The following is a 20,769-nucleotide window of genomic DNA, read 5'->3' as shown; positions in this document are numbered from 1 at the left end:
TGGATGGGGGAGGCGGGTGGTGGGAAGGCGGTCGGGTGCGCGGGGCGGGGTCAGTCCAGCCGGTCGGCGGCCTCCTCCTCGCTGAGGGCATCGATCTCGGCGATCAGGAGCGCCTCGATCCGCGCTGCCAGGGCCGCCGGGGTCGGGCTCTCGAAGACGTCGCGGATCGACACGTCGAGGCCGACGCCGGCCCGGATGCGGGCGGCGACCCGGGTGACCAGGAGCGAGTCCCCGCCGAGGGCGAGGAAGTCGTCCAGTACGCCGATCCTCGCCATGCCGAGCACCTCCTGCCAGAGGCCGACCACCAGGGCCTCGGCATCGGTACGGGGCGCCAAGTACCCGGCGGCGGCGCCCGCCGGGTCCGGATCGGGCAGGGCCGCGGTGTCGAGCTTGCCGTTGGCGTTGAGCGGGAGCGTGTCGAGCAGCACCACGGCGTCCGGCACCATGAAGGCCGGCAGGCGCAGCGCCAGGTGCTCGCGCAGTTCGGCCGCCTGCGGGGCGGCCGCGGACGGTCGCGCGGCTACGGCTGCGGACGCCGGTGAGGCTGCGGACGGCTGTGTCGCGGCCGGCTGCAGGACGGCGTAGGCGATCAGCCGGCGGCCGTCGCGGACCAGTACGGCCGCTCGGGCGACGGCCGGGTGGGCGGTGAGGGCGGCCTCGATCTCGGCGGGCTCGATCCGGTATCCGCGGATCTTCACCTGGCCGTCGGCGCGGCCGAGGAACTCCAGCTGCCCGTCGGCGCGCCACCGGGCGCGGTCGCCGGTGCGGTACATCCGGCCGTCCGGGGCCCCGGCGAACGGATCCGGGAGGAAGGCCTCCGCCGTCAGCTCGGGCCGGGCCGGGTAGCCGCGCGCGAGGCCGTTGCCGCCGATGTGGAGCTCGCCCTCGGAACCGGCGGGCAGCAGGCTGCCGCGCTCGTCCAGGAGGTAGAGCCGCACCCCCGGCAGCGGACGGCCGAGCGGCGGGCGCTGCTCGGTGGCGGGCCCGCCGGCGGGGTGGCCGACGGGCCCGCCGCCGAGGTCGCCCGCGGTGACGATGACGGTGGCCTCGGTCGGGCCGTAGGTGTTGACCAGCCGGACGGTGTCACCGTGCCGCTCCCGCCACCGGGCGAGGGTCGCGGCGCGCGCCTCGGAGCCGCCGAGGACGACCAGGCGCAGTGCCGGCGGCCACGGGGCCTGGTCTCCGAGCGAGACCAGCTCCTCCCAGTACGCGGTGGGCAGGTCGAGTACGGTGACGGACCGCCCTGCCTCGCTGCGCAGCAGGTCGGGCAGCATCCGGCCGCCGCCGGGCAGCAGGACGACACAGGCGCCCGCGGTGAGGGCGGGCCAGATCTCCTCGGCGTGGGTGTCGAAGCCGATGGAGGCGAACTGGACGATCCGGTCGCCCGGCCGGAGCCGGTAGCCCTCCGGCCCGGCCATCCACCGGACGCGCTCGGCCAGCGCGGAGTGCTCGACGGCGACGCCCTTGGGGACGCCGGTGGAGCCCGAGGTGTAGAGGACGTACGCGAGGCCGCCCGGGGCGGTCCCGGGCAGCGCGGCTCGGGTGTCCGGACCGCCGACGGGCGGCACGGGAATCCCCGGCACGGCAATCCCCGGCACGGGAACCTCCGGCACGGGAACCCCCGGCATCGGACCCCCGGGGATCGGAGCCCCCGGTACCGCGACCACCAGCACCGGAACCCCCAGGTCCGGGCGCTCGCCCCCGGTGATCAGCAGGGCGGCGTCCGCCTCGGCGAGCATCAGCCGGCGGCGCTCGGCCGGGTGCGCGGGGTCGAGCGGGAGGTAACCGGCGCCGGCCTTCCAGATCGCCGTCAGGGCGATGACCAGTGCGAAGGAGGGCTCGATCAGGACGCCCACGGTGCGGCCGGCCACCGCGCCCAGACGGCCCGCCAACTCACCGGATGCCCGGTCGAGTTCGGCGTAGCTGAGGGTGTTGCCCGCGCACTCGAGAGCAGGTGCGTCGGGGCGGGCGGCGACCTGGTCGGCGAAGCCGCGCAGGATCGGGCGGGCGTCCTCGGTGAGGGCAGGTCCGGCGCCGAGCGAGAGGAGCGCGGCACGCTCCTCTCCGGTCAGCAGCCAGTCGCCGTGCAGCGGGACCTCGACGTCCTCGACGGCTCGGGCGAGCAGGTCGCGGACCCGGCGCGCCAGGGCCTCGACCGTGCTGCGCTCGAAGAGTTCCCGGTCGAAGCAGAAGGAGAGCGTCATCCCGCCGCCCGGGGTGCGCCAACTGTCCAACAGCAGATCGGTCTTGGCCCGGTCGAAACCGGAGTCCATGCTCTCCGTCCGGACGCCCGCGGGCAGCGGGGCCCGCTCGTCGGCGCCGGCCAATTCGTACTGGCTCTGGTGGACGAACACAGCCTGGTAGAGCGGTCCTACGCCGGGCAGCACGGGCAGACCCAGTTCGGCGGCGACCCGCTCGACCGGGATGTCCTGATGGCTCAGCGCCGCCATCGTGGCGGAGCGCACCCGGCGCAGCACGGTGCGGAAATCGGGATCGCCGGTGAGGTCCGCGCGGATCACCCCGGTGCGGGAGAAGTAGCCGAGCAGGGCCTCGTGGGCGGTCTCGTTGCGGCCGGCCAGCGGGGTGCCGACGGCGAAGTCGTAGGTGCCGCTCCAGCGGGCCAGCACGCACTGGTAGGCGGCGAGCAGCACCATGAACGGGGTGCAGCGCTGCTCGCGGGCCAGGGCGTCGATTCCGGCGACGAGGCCGGGGCCGAGGGCGAGGTCGGCGAAGCCGGCCCGGTGGGTGGGCTCGGCGGGCCTGGGGCGGTCCAGCGGCATCCGCAGGGCGCTGACACCGGCCAGGCGTCCGCTCCAGTGCCGGACCGCCTCCTCGGCCGCGCCGCCGTCCAGCCTGGTCCGTTCGGCGAGCGCGAAGTCCCGGTACTGGAGCCCGAGTTCGGGCAGATCGGCCGGACCCTCGCCGATCTCCTCGCGGTACAGCGCGAGGAGTTCGCGCCACAGCACGGTGAACGACCAGCCGTCGGAGACGATGTGGTGGACCACCACGCCCAGGGCGTGCTCGTGCTCGCCGGCGCTGACCAGGACGGCCCGCAGCGGCGGCCGTTCGCCCAGGTCGAAGGGGGCGTTGACGAAGGGGGCGCAGGCCGCGGTGAAGGCCTCCTCCGCCGCCTCCGGGATCGGGACCAGGGTGAGGGCGACGTCCCGTACGGGTTCCACGAGCTGGACGGGCTGTTCACCGTCCAGGGCGAACCGGGTGCGCAGCACCTGGTGCCGCGCCGTGAGCCGGGTGAGCGCAGCGCCCAGCGCCCGCGGGTCGACGGGTCCGCTCCAGCGCCGGTTCAGGTACATGTTGAACCCGGCGTCCTGCGGGTTCAGTTGCTGGAGGAACCAGAGGCGCCGCTGCTCGTCGGTCAGCGGATGGCGGGAGATCGGGGTCGGGGAGGTCATCTGTTCAACTCGCCTTTCGCGCGGGCCTGCAGGGTCTCGAGGCCGATCAGGTCGTCGGACTCGGCATCCGGGACGTCCCGGTCGAAGCGCGCCAGGACGGGAATGCAGAGGCTGATGAGGACCAGTGCGGCCATGGCGAGGCCGAACACCAGGTAGAGCAGGCCGATGCCGCGCCCGTCGCCGGTGCCGATCAGGGCGCCGACGCTGGAGGCCAGCGCGCCGCCCTCGTCCATCAGGGGCTGGAGCAGTTCGGGGCCGGCCGGGGCGACCAGGGCGAAGCCGATCGGCAGGGTGGACCAGGCGACCAGGGTGTTCACCGCGATCACCCGGCCGTGGAAGCGCATCGGCACCTTGGTCTGGATGACCGTCGCGTAGATGCCGTTGAGCAGCGCCAGTCCGTAGGTCATGCCGAACGCGCCGACGGCGACCACGGTCACCGAGGGCCGCAGGCCGGTGACGACACAGGCGGCGGCGAGGCCGAGGGTGGCGAACAGGACGCCGCGCAGGCGCATCCGGCGCGGCCCTCCCCAGACCAGCAGGGTGAGGCCGCCGAGTACGGCGCCCAGACCGGCCGCGGTGGAGACCCAGCCGGCAGCGGCGGTCGAGGAGAAGGAGAGCACCAGCGGGGTGATGAGCAGGAAGAGCGGGGACAGGAAGATGTTCAGCGCCGCGAACCAGAACAGCATGGCCCTGAAATGGCGGCTCCCGAGGGCGCGTTGGAAGCCCGCCCGGATCTCGGCGCCGACGCTCTCGCGGCGGGTGGCGGCCATCACGTCGGGGAAGCGCACCGCCAGGGTGACGCCGGTGGCGATCAGATAGCTGACGACGTCGAAGACCAGGATGCCGCCGAGGCCGATCACGTGCAGGATGCCGACCGCGATCAGCGGTACGAGGAACTGGGCGAGGCCGAGGGCCATCTGGACCACACCGTTGGCACGGCCGAGGAAGCGCTTGGGCACCAGCTGCGGCACGGCCGATCCCCAGGCGACGCGCTGGAAGGCGAGCGCGGCGGACAGCACGGAGATCATCACGTAGCAGTGCCAGATCTCCAGCGAGCCGCTGAGGTACAGCGCCAGCAGGGCCCCCTGGGTCAGACCGGCCGCGATGTCGCCGCCCAGCATCACCCGGCGGCGGTCTCCGCGGTCGACGATGGCGCCGGCCAGCGGGGCGACGACGATGCCGGGCACCAGGCCGAAGGCGGCGAGCAGGCCGAGTTGGAACAGCGAGCCGGTCTGCAGGTAGATCCAGATCGGCAGGGCGAACTCGGTGAGCGCCGAGCCGATCATCGAGAGCTGCTGGCCGGTGGCGATGGCCAGGAAGCGGCCCATGGTCGGGCGGACGGGTCGCTGCCCGCGGCCCTTCCGGGACCTCCCCGGCGTCCCTGACCGCTCAGGCTCCTTCGGTTCCTTCGGCTGCCCGGATCCCGGCGCGGGGTTCCGCTCGGGGTCCCGGCCGGGGGTGCCCTCGGGCTCCCGTACGCGTTCCCGCACGGTGTCCGGCTCCGCCCCGGCGACGTCGCGGGACAGGCCGGCCAGCCACCAGGTGGCGTCGGCGGTGCGTTCGTGGCGCGCCTCCTCGCCGGCGGCGATCGAGCGGTGCACCCCGGTCAGGATGCCGGCCAACTCCTCGGCGCGGTACTTGAGGTAGAAGTGACCGGCCTCGTCCAGGACCACCACGGCGGTGGTCCCGGCGATCCGGTGCCACTCGCGGAACCGCTCCTCGTAGAACTCGGTCGCGGGATCCCGGTCCCCGCAGACGGCGATGACCGGCGCCGCGATGGTGCCGCCCTCGCTCTCGTACAGGTCGCCGAAGTAGCGCTCGGCGCCCTTGGTACCGACCCGGCGGTTGTGCACGATCAGCCGCAGCTGCTCCTCGTCGACCTCGTCCACGTCCAGGCCCGCCGCGGCCAGGGCGTTGATCATGCCCTGGTCGCTGCGCAGCCGGGCGGCCAGCTCGGCGAAGCGCTCGGCGAGCGCGGCGCCGCGGCCCTTCGGGCGGGCGAACGGGAAGATGCCTCCGAGGTGCACGGCGTCGATCTCCCGGCCGGCCGCCTCCACCCGGCGGGCGATCTCCACGGTCAGCCGGACGCCGACCCCGCAGTGCCCGTAGAGCACCAGAGGTCCGGCGACGTTGGCGACGATCTCCTCGGCGCAGAGCCGGGCGACCTCGTCGACGTCCATCGCCTCCTCGCCCAGCTCGTGCCCGGGGACGGCGATGGAGTGCAGGGCCCAGTCCGCCGGCATGGCGTCGGCGAGCGGCTTGTAGATCAGCGCGCTGCCGCCGCCGTAGGGGGCGCAGACCACACTGGCGGCCGTCTTCCGGCGCTCGGGGGTGAGCAGGTGCAGCAGCCGGCGCGGGCCGCGGTCGCCCTCGGGAGTCGCCACCAGTTCGGCGAGCCGACGGACCGTCGGGTGCTTGAAGAGGTCCATCACGCCGACCGGGGTGGCCAGGTCGGGGAAGGCCCGGCGCATCCGCGCGACCACCTGGGTGGCGAGCAGCGAGTGGCCCCCGAGCTCGAAGAAGTCGTCCAGTGCGCCGACTCGGGGGAGGTCCAGCAGGTCCGCCCACATGGCGGCTATCACCTGCTCGGTCCCGGCCTCGGGGTCGACGTGGGCACCGGTGGCCGGGCCGTCCGCGGGCGCGGGCAGCGCCTTCCGGTCGACCTTGCCGTGGGCGAGCAGGGGCAGCCGCTCCAGCACCACGTAGCGGGCCGGAACCATGTAGTCCGGCAGGAGCTCGCCCAAGGCGGCGCGCAGCTCGGCGGCGGACGGCGGTTCGCCGCCGGCGGGGCGTTCCAGGTAGGCGACGAGGTTCTGCTTGACGCCCTCGCCGCGGGCCAGGACCACCGCCTGGGTGATGCCGGGCAGGGCCGTCAGCGCGGCCTCGATCTCGCCGGGCTCGACCCGGTAGCCGCGGACCTTGATCTGGTCGTCGCTGCGGCCGAGGTACTCCAGGGTCCCGTCGGTGCGCCAGCGCGCCAGGTCGCCGGTGCGGTACATCCGCGGGCCGCCGGTCCCCGGGCCGGCGTACGGGTCCACGCCGGTCGGGGCGGCGTACGGATCGGGCAGGAACCGCTCGGCGGTCAGGTCCGGGCGCCCGAGGTAGCCCCGGGCCAGCCGGTCCCCGCCCAGGTACAACTCACCGGTGACGCCCGGCGGAACGGGGTTGCGGGCCTCGTCCAGCACGTAGCAGCGCCCGCCGGCCAGCGGGCTGCCGATCGGGGTACTCCCCGGTGCGTTCAGGCCGTCGGCGGTGACTTCGTGGACGGTGATCCCCACGGTCGCCTCGGTCGGCCCGTAGTGGTTGAACACCGCGCACCGGCCCAGTGCGGCGATGCCCGCCGCCCAGGACCAGCTGCTGGCCTCGCCGCCGAGGACCAGCGCACGGCGCGGCAGCAGCCGCTCCAGCGGCGCGTCGGCGGTCAGCGCGGCCAGGTGGGACGGCGTCATCTTCAGGTAGTCGATGCCGGCCCGCTCGATCTCCGCGGCCAGTTCCACGCCCGCGATCCGGCGCGGCAGCAGATGGACCCGGCCGCCACTCGTGAGCGCCAGGTAGAGCATGGTCATGCTGAAGTCGAAGGAGAGCGACTGGAGCAGCCCGAAGGAGGCCCCGGGCTCGATCCGCAGCCGTTCGCCCGCGCCCGCAAGGTAGTTGAGGATCTGGCGGTGCTGCACCGCGACGCCCTTGGGCGTGCCGGTGGAGCCCGAGGTGTAGATCACGTACGCGAGGTGGTCGGCGCCGGAGACCTCCTCCAGCGGCGCCCCGTCCCCTTCGGCCGCGGCGTCGTGGTCGTGTTCGTCGTCGTTGCCTTCGCCGGTCAGCAGGTCGATCGCCGGGTGGTCGCCGAACCGCGGTCGCAGCACGGTGTCGGTGATCAGGACCTTGGCTCCGGCGTCGGCGACCAGGTGGGCGAGCCGGGCGGGCGGCTGTTCGGGGTCGAGCGGCAGGTAGCCGCCGCCGGCCTTGAGCACGGCGACCAGGGCGACCGCGAGCCCGGCGGACTGCTCCAGGCAGACGGCCACCCGGTCGTCGGCACCCACGCCCAGCGCCCGTAGGCGCCGGGCCATCGCACGGGCGCGCCGGTCGAGGTCGCCGTAGGTCAGGGTGCGGTCCTCGAGGACCAGGGCCGGTGCTTCGGGCGTCCGGGCCGCGGCCTCGGCCAGCGCCCGGGTGAGCGTGGTGGGACCGCCGTCCGGCAGCGCGGGACCGGCGGCCCAGGTCCGCAGTACGGCCGTCCGCTCGGCCGCGCTCAGCAGCGGGAGCCGGTCGACCGGCAGCGCGGGGTCGGCGCACCCGGCCGCGGTCAGCAGCTCGAACCGTTCGGCGAGCCGCTCGACGGTGGCGGCGTCGAAGAGGTCGGTGCGGTAGGTGAGCAGACCGTAGAGGCCGCCGTCCGGCTCCTCGCGCATGTAGAGGGCGAGGTCGGCGTGGGTGGTGGTGGCTTCGTAGCCGAAACCCTCGGAGTCCAGGCCCGCGCTGGGGGCGGCGGCGTGGTCGCCGTAGTTCTGGAAGGCGAAGGTGGTCTGGAAGACGGCGGCGCGGCTGACGTCGCGTTCCACCGCGAGATCGTTGACCATCTGCTCGAACGGCACCTCCTGGTGCGCGTACGCGTCGAGCGTGGTCTCGCGGACCCGGCTGATCAGCCGGCCGAAGTCGAGGTCGCCGCCGAGCCGGGCGCGGATCGGCAGCATGTTGACGAACGCGCCCACGACGCCTTCGAGTTCACTGTGGAGGCGGCCGGCGACGGCGGAGCCGACGGCGAAGTCCCGCTGGCCGGTGTGCCGGCTCAGCAAGGCCTGGAACGCGGCCATCAGCACCATGTACGTGGAGGCGCCGTAGGCCTGCGCCACCTCGCCGACCCTGCGGGAGAGTTCGGCGCTCCAGCGGAACTCGGTCGCGGCTCCTTCGAAGGTGAACACCGGCGGGCGGGGGCGGTCGGAGGGCAGCTCCAGGGCCGGGACGCCGTCGAGTTCCGTGCGCCAGTGTTCGCGCGAGGCGGCGAGCGGCCCGTTCTCGAGACGATCCCGCTGCCAGGCCGCGTAGTCCCCGAACTGGACTGACAGCGGCGGCAGTTCGCCCGGAGCGCCGTGGGCGTGGTGGGCGTAGCGGAGGTCGAGCTCGCGGTTGAGGAGGTCGATCGACCACCCGTCGCAGATGATGTGGTGCATCACGAGGGCGAGGACGTGGTCGTCCTCGGAGATCCGGACCACCAGGGCGCGCAGCAGCGGGCCGGCCTGGAGGTCGAAGGGGACGGCGATCAGTGCGCCGAGCTCGGCGGCGGCGCGCGCCTGCGGGTCGGGGTCCGCACTCGCGTCCAGGTGCTGGGCGGCGAACGGCGCGGGCTCGGCTACCCGGACCTCTGCGGTACCGGCCTCGGTGGTGCGGAAGGTCATCCGCAGGCTCTCGTGCCGGGCCACGAGGTCGGTCAGCGCGGCGTCGAGGGCGGCGCGGTCGAACGGGCCCCGGAGCCGGCGGGCCGGTGCCAGCGTGTAGGCCGTGGAGCCGGGAGCGAGCTGGTCCATGAACCAGAGGCGTTCCTGGCCGCTGGACAGCGGCGGTGCGGTGTCCGCCGGGCGGGGGTTCACCACCCGGGCGGGGGCCGAGGCGCCGCGCAGCCGCTGGCTGAGAAGGGCGCGCTTGGCTGCGGACCAGTCGGTGGGCAGGTCCTGAGTATCCGTCATCGAGATCCTGTTCGGGCGTGCGGCGGGTGAATCGGAGCGTGCGGAGGTACGGACGGACGGGGGCACGGAGGTACGGAAGGACTGGGGCGCGGAGGTACGGAAGGACGTGGCGGGGGCGCGGTGAGGTCGGGCCGGGCACGGCCGGGCGGTGTCGAGAGGGGGCCGGGCAGGGCCGAGCAGCCCCTGCCCGGCGTACCGGGCGTACCGGGCGGGGCGGCCCGGCACGGTCCGAAAGGGACGGGCTACTGGCGTGCGCGAACGGCGGCGGCGATGCCGGCCGGGGTCGGGACGTCGAAGAAGACGTCGAAGTCCAGCTCCACGCCGAGCGCGTCACGGATCCGGGCGGCGATCTGGATCACCGTCAGCGAATGCCCGCCGAGGTCGAACAGGTCGTCCTCGGGGCCGACATCGGGCAGGTTCAGCACCTCGGCCCAGATCCGGCGGACCGTTCCGGTCGTCGCGTCGCCTTCGTCACCTGCGCCGGCGGTGTCGGCGGTGTCGGCGGTGTCTGCGGCGTCGCCCGCGGCGTCGGCCCGTGGCGTCGGAGTCTCGCGGGGCGGTACCGGCAGGGCCCGCCGGTCCAACTTGCCGTTCGGGGTGAGCGGCAGGCGCTCCACGGTGAGCCAGCGCTGCGGTGCCATCGCGGCCGGCAGCGTGCGCATCAGGTGGTCGCGCAGGTCGGCGGGGGCGGGCGACGGGGCGCCGGCGGCCGGGACCAGGTAGCCGGCGAGGAAGGGCTCCCCGTCCTCCTCGGTGTGGACGGCAACGGCGGCCTGGGCGAGGGCGGGGTGCTCCAGCAGGGCGGACTCGATCTCGCCGAGTTCGATGCGGTGGCCGCGGATCTTGACCTGGTCGTCGATCCGGCCGAGGAAATCGAGTTCGCCGTCGGGCGTCCACACGGCGCGGTCCCCGGTGCGGTAGAGCCGGGCGCCGGGCGGGCCGAACGGGCTCTGCACGAAGCGCTCGGCGGTGAGTTCGGGTCGGCCGAGGTAGCCGTGGGCGACGCCGTCCCCGCCGATCAGCAGCTCGCCGGGGATGCCGAGCGGGGTGGGGTTCAGCTGCTCGTCGACCACGTAGGTCCGGGTGTTGGAGATCGGGCGGCCGATCCTGACCTGCTCCGGCTCGGCGGGGAGTTCGGCGCAGGTGGACCAGATGGTGGTCTCGGTGGGCCCGTACACGTTGAACAGCCGGGCGGTGCGCGCGCGCAGTTCGCGGGCGAGCGGCAGCGGCAGTGCCTCGCCGCCGGCCAGGCCCGTGACGGCGGTGAGCGCGTCGGCGCCGCTCCCGGCCGTGAGCATCACCCGCCATCCGGAGGGGGTGGCCTGGACGTGGGTGACGCCCTCGGCGGCGATCAGCGCGAGCAGGCCGGGGCCGTCGACGGCGAGGCCGTCCGGGGCCAGGACCAGACGGCCGCCGGTGATGAGCGGCAGGTAGAGCTCCAGCGCGGAGATGTCGAACGAAAGCGAGGTCAAGCCGAGCCAGCCGTGCTGCGGGCCGGAGCCGAGCCGGTCGGCGAAGGAGGTGAGCAGGTTGACCAGCGCCCGGTGGCCGACGGAAACACCCTTGGGACGGCCCGTGGAGCCGGAGGTGTAGAGGACGTACGCCACGTCGTCCGGACCGGGGTCGGTGTTGGAGCCGGCGTCGGCGTCCGTGACGGAGGCGGTGGCCGTGGTGGCCTCGGCCGGGTCTTGCGCCGACGGCGCGGGGATCCGTAGGACCGCGGGGGCGGCTGCGGCGACCTCGGGCGAAGGCTCGCGGTCGGCGAGCACCAGAACGGCGCCGGAGTCGCGCAGCACGAGGGCGAGGCGCTCGGCCGGATACCCGGGGTCCAGCGGCAGGTACGCCGCGCCGGTGGCGAGGACGGCGAGCAGCGCGGCGGGCAGGTCCGCGGTGCGGTCCAGGTGGAGGGCGACCAGGTCGCCGTGCCGGACACCGGCAGCGCGCAGTACTGCGGCCAACTGCTCTGTACGGAGGACCAGTTCGCGGAAATCGAGATGGCGGCCGGCCGTGCTGACCGCGATCGCCTCGGGAGTGGCGGCGGCCTGGGCGCGGACCAGGTCGAGCACGGTCCGGTCGGCCGGATAGGGCCGGTCGGTGGCGTTCGGCGCGATGGTGACGGCGCGGAGCTCGGCGGCGTCCAGCAGCGGCAGGTCCAGCAGTCGGGCCTCGGGCGCGGCGACCGCCCCGGCGAGCAGGGTGCCGTAGTGGCCGGCGATCCGGCGGGCGGTGTCCGGGGCGAGCACGGCCGGGTCGTACTGGAGGCTGAAGTCGATGCCGCCGCTCGAGGGGCCGTGGCCGGCGGGGGCTTCGACGACCTGGAGGTGGAGGGTGTTGCGGGCGGTGCGGTTGTGCACCGCCCAGGCGATCCGGGCGCCGGTGCCCGCGAAGTCCGGGTCCGGGCCGCGCCGGCGGTAGCCGAGCGAGACCGGGGCCAGCCCGACGCGGGGGCCCAGTCCGGCGACGGCACTGCCGAAGGGCACACCGCGGTACGGGTAGCCGGCCCGCAGCTCGGCCCGCACGGCGGAGGCGAAGGCGGCGAAGGTGTCCGATGCACCGGCCGCGGGCGCGTGGACGGGCAGTTCGTTGACGAACAACCCTATTTCATCTGCGAGTTCGTTTGTCCGGGTGGAGAGCGGGACGGACACCGGCACCGCTTCGCCGCCGTAGCGGCGCAGCAGCCCGTGCAGGGCCGCGAGCAGGAACTCGAAGACGGTGGTGCCGGCGAGGGCGGCCGCAGTGGCCAACTCCCGGGCCTCGGCGCCGTCGAGGCGCCACTCGACCGCCTCGCCAGCCCCGGCCGCGGTCGGTGTGCGCGGTGTGCCGGGCAGTACCGGGTCGGTGGCGGCGGCCCAACGCGGCCCGTACCACTCGGCAGCCCTCCGTACGGCGCCCGGATCCGCCGTCGAGACTCCCGGTGTGGTCGGTGCGGTCGGTGTGGTCCGCGCGGTGGGCGCGGGCAGGAGCGCCGAGCCGTACGCGGCCGCGAGGTCCCGGGTCAGGACGTCCTTGGAGTTGCCGTCGAAGACCGCGTGGTGGGCGGTGACCAGCAACTCGGCGCTGCCGTCGGCGCGCCGGTGCAGGGTGAAGCGGCTGAGCGGGCCGGTCTCCAGGGAGAACGGGCGAGCGGCGTCCTCCTCCAGCCGCTTCTCCAAGTCGGCCTCGTCCGCGGGCGCTGCGAGCTGCACCAGCTCGGGCCGCTGCACCGCGGCTTCCTGCCAGACCCGGCCGTCTCGCTCCACCAGCCGGGCGCCAAGTGCCGGGTGGCGCCTGGTCACGGCGGTCACCGCGCGGGCCAGCGCCTCCGCGTCGATCCGGTCGAAGGAGATCCGCACCGGCATGTGGAACGCCTCGCGGGCCAGTCCCAGCCGATCGGTCAGCCAGACGCCCTGCTGGGCCGGCGAGGCCGGTCTGGTGTCGGGCGGGGGAAGTATTTCGGACATCGCGGCTCACTTAGGACGTCGGAGCAGGGTGGAAGGGCAGCGCACATCGACGTACGGACGCGGCATGGGGCGCGGAGTACCGCACGTCAGGGCTTCAGAGGTCAACGGCAGGCTGCGGCGAACGGGTTCGGTGACGGCACCGGCCACCGTGGTGACGTCCGGCCCTCCCCCGGGGGCCGGCCGATGGCCGTGAGTGGTCGGGACCGCCGGAGATCCGAGGATCGCCGGAGGTGTCTCGCAGCTCGGGCCCCCACCCGACGAAGACAATTGGTCCAGACCTGTCGAGAGATTCGCACAACGCCCATGTACCGTCAAGAGCCGTCCATGGCCCGGAATCAACCACCATGTACGGGCCGAGCTCCACCGACGTCCACCCAAAGTCCGCAGGTGTGCTCATCCCTGACAGTTCATCAACCTCCAAGAGCCTGGCGGCGGATCGGCCGCTGCGCAGAGGTCGGTCGTCGTGCGGAGCGTTGCGACTGCCACGGAAGGCATGTCCCGGCGGAGGAGCGGACGCCCTCGGTCCGCCGACCGGGCCGCGGGCCCGGCGTTGGCGATACCTCCCCGAAACCCCCTGATCCCTGGCGTGGGACCAAGAGTCCCGGCTTCGTCCGCGCCCGTCGCCGGCGAAGCCGACAGGAACCTCCACGAGGGACGGAGATCGACATGCACGGCGCCTCTGGCCACGGTCGCCCGCACAGCACGAGCCCGCGTCGACCGAGGCGGCGGCCCCGGTCACTGGTGGCCTCCGCGGCCGGGGTGACGGCCGTCTTGCTGTTCGCGGGCGGGTGCGGCGGAGCGGGCGGTGACGACGGCGACTCCGCTGCTCCGGGAGCCTCGAAGCCGGCCGCCGGCGACAAGACGAGCACGCTCGCGTATGCGAAGTGCGTGCGCGAGAACGGGGTCGCCTCCTTCCCGGATCCGAATGCCCGGGGCCCTGCTCACCGTCACGCCGGGCCGGGTCCTGGGAGGCGGGACCGCCGAACTGCCCGTCGCGGCAACGGCGATGATAGGCGGCCTGGAGACCGCTGGGAGCCCAGCCGTAGGCGGCGAATGAGTATCCGTACTCATGGTGTGAGCAGGGCAGCGCCACCACGATGGGTGACCCGGATGGACGTTCACCGAGGGGGCGGCGGCCATGGACGTGACGGTGCAGGAACAGGGCGGCGGGGTGGGCCGTACCAGTGGCAGCGAAGCTCTCCGGCCGTTGATCCGGCCCGCCGGCGTGGGCGCGTTGCTGGGTGGCCTGTGCATCCTGGTGGCCCTACTGCCCTGGGAGATCGATGACTTCTGCCAGAGCGAGGGCTGGGGGTGCGTGGGGTTCTTCCTCACGGTGATGGCGGCCGTACCCGTCGTCGTGACCCTGCTCGGGTGGGCGGTGTTGCGGGTGGTCGGCGTCCGTCCTGCCTGGCGGGTGGCCGGAGTGGGCGGGGTGCTGGGGGTACTCGCAGCCGTCCTGTCGGCGCGGGCGGGCGCCTCGGGCCCGTGGTTCCTGTTCACCGCTCCGCTCCTGCTGGCCGCGGCGTACGCGGCCGCGGCCGCCGTCGCGCTTCCCGGCGTCGGCTCCCTCAGGCGCTGGGGGGTGCTCGCGGGGGTCCTCGTCCTGCTGTGGCCGTTGACGGGCGTGCTCGGCGATCGGCAGATGTCGGAGTACCGGGAGCAGCGACTTGCCGCCTCCCGAGTCCCGTTGCTGGCCCCCGACCTGGACGGCTACCGCGTGTACTTCGCGGAGGCCGACACGTACGGCGGCACCTTCGGCTACCTGATCCTGCCGTCCTCGGTTCCCACGAGCGCCGCCGACCGCGAGGCGCGCGGCATCCGGGTGACCGTCGGACCGCAGCTGCCCGGCTTCGCGCCCCCGGGCGCGTGCGAGGTGAAGTCGGCGAGCACGCAGGGCGACCCGGGCCCCTGCGAACAGGTGGCCCCCGACACCTGGCGCTCGCGCACGTACGACTCCGTCCGGTACATCGCGCGACGCCAGGGCGTCATCGTGGTCCTCACCGGTGGCGGCCCCACGGTCTCCGACGACGACCTGCGCACGATGACCCGCTCCCTCACGGTCCGCAAGACCGCCTTCTTCCTCGATGAGTGAGCCCCACCGCTCCCGGGGCTCCTGCATGTGCGATCTCCCTTGACCCCCCGGGCTGGTTCGGCCTAGCGTGATCTGCGGCCGTAGAAAGCGCTTTCTATGCGGGGTTTCCTCCTGCCGGAGCCCTGTCGGTCGACGAGTCGAGCAGCACCCGGAGCACCGAAAGAGAGCGCACACGTGCAGCCACCCCAATCGCCCGTCGCGACGCCGATCACGACGCTGACCACGGACGAGACCGGCTTCCTGCGGAACGGCCGCCCGCACCGGATCGTTTCCGCGGCCATCCACTACTTCCGGGTGCATCCCGACCTCTGGGCCGACCGCCTGCTGCGCCTGCGCGCGATGGGCGTGAACACCGTCGAGACCTACGTGGCCTGGAACGTCCACGAGCCCAGACCCGGCACGTTCACCTTCGACGGGCCGAACGACGTGGCGGCCTTCGTCCGGACCGCCGGCGACCTGGGACTCGACGTCATCGTCCGGCCCGGCCCCTACATCTGCGCCGAATGGGACTTCGGCGGACTGCCCGGCTGGCTGCTGGCCGACCGCACGATCCGGATCCGCCGCCGCGACCCCGCCTACCTGGCCGCGGTCGACGCGTGGTTCGACGTCCTGGCCCCCGTACTGGTCCCCCTGCTCGGCAGCCGGGGCGGGCCGGTGGTGGCGGTGGGCGTCGAGAACGAGTACGGCAGCTTCGGCAACGACACCGGCTACCTGGAACACCTCCGCGACGGCCTGGTCCGACGGGGCCTGGACTGCCTGCTGTTCACCACCGACGGGGCCGACCACGGGTTCCAGCTCGGCGGCCGCATCCCCGGCGTCCTGACCACCGGAACCTTCGGCTCGCGCCCCGAGAGCTCGCTCGCGACCCTGCGCACGTACCAGCCGGAAGGCCCGCTGGTCTGTGTGGAGTACTGGCACGGCTGGTTCGACCACTGGGGCGAGCCGCACCACACGCGCGACCCGCAGGACGCCGCCGCCACCCTGGACAGCCTGCTCGCCGCGGGCGCCTCGGTGAACATCTACATGGGACACGGCGGCACCAACTTCGGCTGGTGGAACGGCGCCAACCACGACGGCACCACCTACCAGCCCGACGTGACGAGCTACGACTACGACGCCCCCGTCGGCGAGGCCGGCGAACTCACCCGGAAGTTCCACCTCTTCCGCGAGGTCATCGGCCGTCACGCCGGCCCCGTCACCCACGAACCGCCCGCTCTGCCCCCGCGCGTGGTTCCCCGCTCGCTCTCCGTGGACGAACACGCCTCGCTGGCCGACTCCCTGGACGCACTCTCCAAGCCCGTGCACCACGTCGAGCCGCTGACCATGGAGGAAGCGGGCCAGTCCCTGGGCCTGATCCACTACCGGACCCGGCTGCGGGGACCCCTGCCCGAGGCGGCGCTGCGCATCGACGGGCTGGCCGACCGCGCCCAGGTCTTCCTGGACGGACGGGAGATCGGGCTGCTGGAACGGGACGAGCCACTCGCGGCGCTGACCGTCGCCGTACCCGACGGGGGAGCGGAACTCGACATCCTCGTGGAGAACCAGGGGCGCATCAACTACGGCCCCCTGCTGGCAGATCGCAAGGGCATCCGCGACGGGGTCAGGCTGGACAACCAGTACCAGTTCGGCTGGGAGATCAGGCCGCTGCCCCTCGACGACCTGTCGGGACTCGAGTTCGGCCCCGGTGCGCTCCCGGACGGCCCGTCCTTCCACCGGGTCACCGTCGAACTGGACGCCCCGGCCGACGCGTTCATCGCCCTCCCCGGGTGGACCAAGGGCATGGTCTGGCTGAACGGCTTCGCCCTGGGCAGGTTCTGGGAGCGCGGCCCGCAGAAGACCCTGTACGCACCGGGTCCCCTCTGGCGCGCGGGCGGGAACACCCTGGTGATCCTCGAGCTCCACCGGCCCGGGGCCACCGTCGAACTCCGCGACGTACCGGACCTCGGCGCCGAGGCGCCCGCGCCCATCCCCGTCTGGTAGCCGCGCCCGGCGCCGTGCGAGCCCGTCAGGGCCGGATGGGCCACGGAGCGCGGGCGTGCGGCCGCGTCGCCGCCGGAGCCGGAGCGGGCCCTGCCATCGTGGGCCACCGCGTCCGTCTTCCCCGGGAGGTACCTCCGTGTCCCGACGCCCGCACGGCCACTCCGGTCGCATCCGTCCGTCGCTGCGCCTGGCCGCCGCCACCGCCGCGTGCGGCGCCCTGCTCGCCGTCTCCGTACAGCCCGCACAGGCCGGAGCGGACCGGAACCCGCCCCCCGGGGCCGCCCTCCACCAGGAACTGCGGGAGCTGGTGGAGCGGCCCGACGGGCCCCCCGGGGTCATTGCCGTCCTGCGCGACGGCGTGCGCACGGAGGTCTACCGGGCCGGCGTGGCCGACGTGGAGAGCGGCCGGCCGCCGCGGGCGACGGACCACATGCGGATCGCCAGCGTGGCCAAGGCCTTCAGCGGAGCGGTGGCACTCGGGCTCGTCGACCGCGGCCGGCTGCACCTCGACGACACGATCGGGAAGGTGCTGCCCGGGCAGCCGGAGGCGTGGCATGAAGTGACGCTCCGCCAACTACTGAACCACACCAGTGGATTGCCGGACTACTCGGCCTCCGAGGGGTTCCGCGACATCATCTCCGAGGACCCCCGTCACCGCTTCGACTCCCGCCGCCTGCTGGATTTCGTCGCCGACGAGGACCTCGCCTTCCCCCCGGGCAGCCGCTACGAGTACTCCAACTCCGACAACATCGCCGTCGCCCTCATGGCCGAGGCCGCCACCGGACGCCGGTACGAGACGCTGCTGCGCGAGTTCGTCTACGAGCCCCTGGGCCTGCGGGCCACGAGCCTGCCCCAGGGATACCGGCTGCCCACCCCCTTCCTCCACGGCTACCAGGTCGATCCGCAGGAGGGGCCCATCGACGTCAGCGAGGCCGTGGGTGCCTCCGGGGCCTGGGCGTCCGGCGGCATCGTGTCGACGCCGAAGGACCTGACCGCCTTCATCCGGGGCTACGCGGGCGGCGCCCTCGTCTCCGAACGCACCCGGCGCCAGCAGTTCAGGTTCATCCCCGGCGCCCTGTCCCAGCCCCCCGGCCCCGGCCGCTCCGAGGCGGGCCTGGCGATCTTCCGTTACACCACGCGCTGCGGAACGGTGTACGGCCACACCGGGAACACGGCCGGCTACACGCAGCTCGCCGCGGCCACGGCGGACGGCCGCCGCTCGCTGACCTTCACGATCACCGCGCAGACATCCCTGACCAGCAACCCCGACCTGCTCGAACAGGTACGGGAGGTCCAGGAAGACTTCGTCTGCGCCCTGCTGCGCAAGTGACCCGGCGCCCGCACCCGTGACCCGCCCGCACCCGCGCGGTTCCCGCGGGTGCGGGCCTCACTCCCATGGGGGAAGCTGGGAAGACGCCGGTGGTGCCGGCTGCGCAGAGTCGCAAGGAAGGTCTTCCGTGAACGTTTCCGCAGGTGGCCGCCCCGCACGCGCATCCCGGCGCAGAGTGCGGACGGCGAGCTTGCTGTGCACGGTGGCGGCGCTGACGGCCGCCGTGCTCCCGGCCTCCGCCGCCTCCTCCTCCGCACACATCGGCGCCGCCGCGTCGTCGGCCCGCACACCGGACCCACAGGATCCGGTCGTGCTCGTCGACTGCTTCTCGCAGGCGCAGACGCGCCCCGCGGAGTACATCCTCGCCTGCGGCGACGGGAACAACCGGCTCGTCGGTCTCCGCTGGCACAGCTGGGGGCCGGGCAGCGCCACGGCCACCGGCACCGACATGGTGAACGACTGCCGCCCGTACTGCGCGGCCGGCCGCTTCCGCGCCTACCCGGTCACCGTGACCCTGAGCCATCCGCAGGCCTGGCCGGAGCACCCCGACCTCCGGCGGTTCACCACGATCCGGCTCCTCTACACCGACACCGCACCGGACCCCGTCCCCAAGGACGTGACCTACAAACTGGTGTACTGACGCGAGCCCCGAGCTCCCCACGGGATACGGTCGGCCCCATGGACCTTGATCGACAAGGGTGGCGCCGGTGCCTGCTGAGCGGCGCGGTGTTCGTCGTCTGCATGGCCGGCACCACGCTGCCCACCCCCCTCTACGGGCTCTACCAGGAGAAGTTCGGCTTCTCCGCGCTGATGGTGACCGTGGTGTACGCCGTGTACGCCTTCGGGGTGATCGGCGTACTGCTGCTCGCGGGCAATGCCTCGGACTCCGTGGGCCGTCGGCCGGTGCTGCTGGCGGGGCTGGGCTTCGCCGCGGCGAGCGCCGTGTGCTTCCTGTGCGCCGACGGGATGCCCTGGCTGTACGCGGGACGGCTGCTGTCCGGTCTGTCCGCCGGCCTCTTCACCGGGGCCGCCACGGCGTACGTGATGGAGCTGGCACCGCCCGGCGGCGCCTCGCGGGCCACGTTCGTCGCGACGGCCGCCAACATGGGCGGACTGGGCTGCGGTCCGCTGCTCGCCGGAATCCTGGCGCAGTACGCCTCCTGGCCGCTGTACCTGCCCTTCGTGGTGCACCTCGCGCTCGTGGCGGCCGCGGCCGTGGTCCTGCTGCGACTCCCGGAGACGGTGCGCGAGCGGCGGCCGCTGAGCACCGTACGACCGCAGAAGCCCGCCCTGCCCCCGCAGGTGCGGGCGGTGTTCGGGCCGGCCGCGATCGCCGCGTTCGTGGGCTTCGCCCTCTTCGGGGTGTTCACCTCCGTCAGCCCGGCGTTCCTCGCGGAGTCCCTGGGCGTGCACAACCGGGCCGTGAGCGGGCTGGTGGTCGCACTGGCCTTCTTCGCCTCCACCGCCGGGCAGCTGGCCGTCGGCCGCATCGGGGTGGAGCGCTCGCTGCCGCTGGGGTGCGGCGTGCTCCTCGCCGGGCTGGCGCTGCTCGCCGGCGCACTGTGGTGGGACCTTCTGGCGCTGGTGGTGCTGAGCGCCCTCGTCAGCGGAGTCGGTCAGGGGCTCGCCTTCCGCGGGGCACTGTCCGCCGTGGCCGGAGCGTCTCCCGCGGACCAGCGCGCAGCCGTGATCTCCACCCTGTTCCTGGTGGCGTACACGGGCATCTCGCTGCCCGTGATCGGAGTGGGCGTACTGGAGGGCCCCCTCGGGCTGGAGGGCGCGGGACTGGTGTTCATCGCCTGCATGGCGGTGCTCGTCCTGGGCGCGGCCGGCTACCTGCTCAGGCGACCGGCGCGGGCCGCAGCGAACTGAGCGCACAAGGCCGCCCGGCCGCCCGGCGGCGCGTGGACCGCTGAGGATTCACGCGCTGCCGGCGGCCGTGGGGTACGCCACTTCGGCGACGGTGTTCGGGACCGGATCCGTAACCGGGACCGGGACCGGATCCGTATCCGGGACCGGAACCGCCCACTGGCGGTCCTGTTCGAAGGTGCGGAGCAGGTCCGCCGCGACGCTCACCGCGATCGTGGCGGGCTCCTTGCCCGTGATCTCGGTCAATCCGATCGGGGTCGTGATCCGGTCGATGGTGCCGGCGTCGTGACCGCCCTCGGTGGCCAGGCGCTGCCGGAACCGCGCCCACTTCGCGGACGAGCCGATCAGACCGATCGAGCCGAGACCGGGGGTGCGCAGGGCGGCGTCGCACAGCGCGGCGTCCTCGGCGTGATCGTGCGTCATGATCAGGACGTGGGTGCCGGTCGGCAGCTCCCCGAGCACCGTCTCCGGCAGCAGCGGGGTGTGGTGCACGTGGACCTGCGCCACCGCGTCCGAGAGCACACCGAGCCGCTCGTCCGTCAGCATGTCGGGGCGGCTGTCGACGAGGTGCAGGTCGAGGTCCTGGCGGGCCAGGATGCGCGCCAGTTCAAGCCCGACGTGCCCGACGCCGAAGACGGCCACCGCCTGGACCACCGGCAGCGGTTCGAGGAGCACGCTGACGGCTCCGCCGCAGCACTGCACGCCGTGCCGGCTGGTGACCTTGTCGTTCAGCGCGAACTCCATCAGCTCCGGCTCCGGATCGGCCGCGCCGCACAGCTCGCGCGCCCGGTCGATGGCGACGGCCTCGATGTTGCCCCCGCCGATCGACCCCCAGGTCTCGGTCCGTCCCACGACGAGTTTGGCACCGGCGCGGCGCGGCGCGTGGCCGCGCACGGTCGCCACGGTCACGAGCACGCCGGCTTCCCGGCGTGCCCGCAACCGCGCGACCGCGGCGACCCAGCTCATG

General features: G+C 73.8%; 9 protein-coding genes. 5 read left to right on the top strand and 4 right to left on the bottom strand.

What is annotated here, in order from left to right; translation table 11 throughout:
* Positions 1-50: 50 nt before the first annotated feature.
* From ACE1OC_RS03515 to ACE1OC_RS03505, 3 genes are all read right to left on the bottom strand, one after another.
* A complete protein-coding gene (locus tag ACE1OC_RS03515) occupies positions 51-3,410 on the bottom strand; it encodes an amino acid adenylation domain-containing protein (protein ID WP_407835745.1) in 3,360 nt (1,119 codons plus the stop codon).
* A complete protein-coding gene (locus ACE1OC_RS03510; RefSeq protein WP_407835744.1) occupies positions 3,407-9,091 on the bottom strand; it encodes an amino acid adenylation domain-containing protein in 5,685 nt (1,894 codons plus the stop codon). Before ACE1OC_RS03510 ends, ACE1OC_RS03515 begins: the two co-directional genes overlap by 4 nt.
* A 242-nt stretch (positions 9,092-9,333) precedes the next feature.
* On the bottom strand, positions 9,334-12,531 hold the full coding sequence (locus ACE1OC_RS03505) for a non-ribosomal peptide synthetase (protein ID WP_407835743.1): 3,198 nt from the start codon (positions 12,529-12,531) through the stop codon (positions 9,334-9,336).
* A gap of 1,138 nt (positions 12,532-13,669) precedes the next feature.
* On the opposite strand from ACE1OC_RS03505, the gene ACE1OC_RS03500 reads away from it, so the two are divergent.
* The 5 genes from ACE1OC_RS03500 to ACE1OC_RS03480 all read left to right on the top strand — a co-directional run bounded on the left by ACE1OC_RS03500 (position 13,670) and on the right by ACE1OC_RS03480 (position 19,805).
* On the top strand, positions 13,670-14,623 hold the full coding sequence (locus ACE1OC_RS03500; RefSeq protein WP_407835742.1) for a hypothetical protein: 954 nt from the start codon (positions 13,670-13,672) through the stop codon (positions 14,621-14,623).
* A gap of 174 nt (positions 14,624-14,797) precedes the next feature.
* Complete coding sequence (locus ACE1OC_RS03495) at positions 14,798-16,603, top strand: glycoside hydrolase family 35 protein (RefSeq protein ID WP_407835741.1); 1,806 nt, start codon at positions 14,798-14,800, stop codon at positions 16,601-16,603.
* 136 nt (positions 16,604-16,739) lie between these two features.
* Positions 16,740-17,933, top strand: coding sequence for a serine hydrolase domain-containing protein (locus ACE1OC_RS03490; RefSeq protein WP_407835740.1), 1,194 nt, complete (start codon positions 16,740-16,742; stop codon positions 17,931-17,933).
* Positions 17,934-18,060: 127 nt separating this feature from the next.
* Positions 18,061-18,573 (top strand): hypothetical protein, encoded by a 513-nt coding sequence (locus tag ACE1OC_RS03485; RefSeq protein ID WP_407835739.1) that lies wholly within the window; start codon positions 18,061-18,063, stop codon positions 18,571-18,573.
* A 38-nt stretch (positions 18,574-18,611) separates the two neighbouring features.
* The gene (locus ACE1OC_RS03480; protein ID WP_407835738.1) at positions 18,612-19,805 is read left to right on the top strand and encodes an MFS transporter; all 1,194 of its coding nucleotides are present in this window, start codon (positions 18,612-18,614) and stop codon (positions 19,803-19,805) included.
* A gap of 48 nt (positions 19,806-19,853) precedes the next feature.
* Here ACE1OC_RS03480 and xdhC read toward each other — a convergent pair whose 3' ends face one another.
* Complete coding sequence (gene xdhC / locus ACE1OC_RS03475; RefSeq protein WP_407835737.1) at positions 19,854-20,768, bottom strand: xanthine dehydrogenase accessory protein XdhC; 915 nt, start codon at positions 20,766-20,768, stop codon at positions 19,854-19,856.
* Position 20,769 lies beyond the last annotated feature (1 nt).

It is taken from the genome of Streptomyces stoeckheimensis, from assembly GCF_045822005.1.
Taxonomy (GTDB): Bacteria; Actinomycetota; Actinomycetes; order Streptomycetales; family Streptomycetaceae; genus Streptomyces; species Streptomyces stoeckheimensis.
This window is presented reverse-complemented; position numbering and strand designations above follow the sequence as displayed.

Coding starts and splice junctions, on each gene's coding strand:
- ACE1OC_RS03480 (WP_407835738.1), top strand. CDS start 18,612: ATGGACCTTGATCGACAAGGGTGGCGCCGGTGCCTGCTGAGCGGCGCG.
- ACE1OC_RS03505 (WP_407835743.1), bottom strand. CDS start 12,531: ATGTCCGAAATACTTCCCCCGCCCGACACCAGACCGGCCTCGCCGGCC.
- ACE1OC_RS03515 (WP_407835745.1), bottom strand. CDS start 3,410: ATGACCTCCCCGACCCCGATCTCCCGCCATCCGCTGACCGACGAGCAG.
- ACE1OC_RS03510 (WP_407835744.1), bottom strand. CDS start 9,091: ATGACGGATACTCAGGACCTGCCCACCGACTGGTCCGCAGCCAAGCGC.
- xdhC (WP_407835737.1), bottom strand. CDS start 20,768: ATGAGCTGGGTCGCCGCGGTCGCGCGGTTGCGGGCACGCCGGGAAGCC.
- ACE1OC_RS03500 (WP_407835742.1), top strand. CDS start 13,670: ATGGACGTGACGGTGCAGGAACAGGGCGGCGGGGTGGGCCGTACCAGT.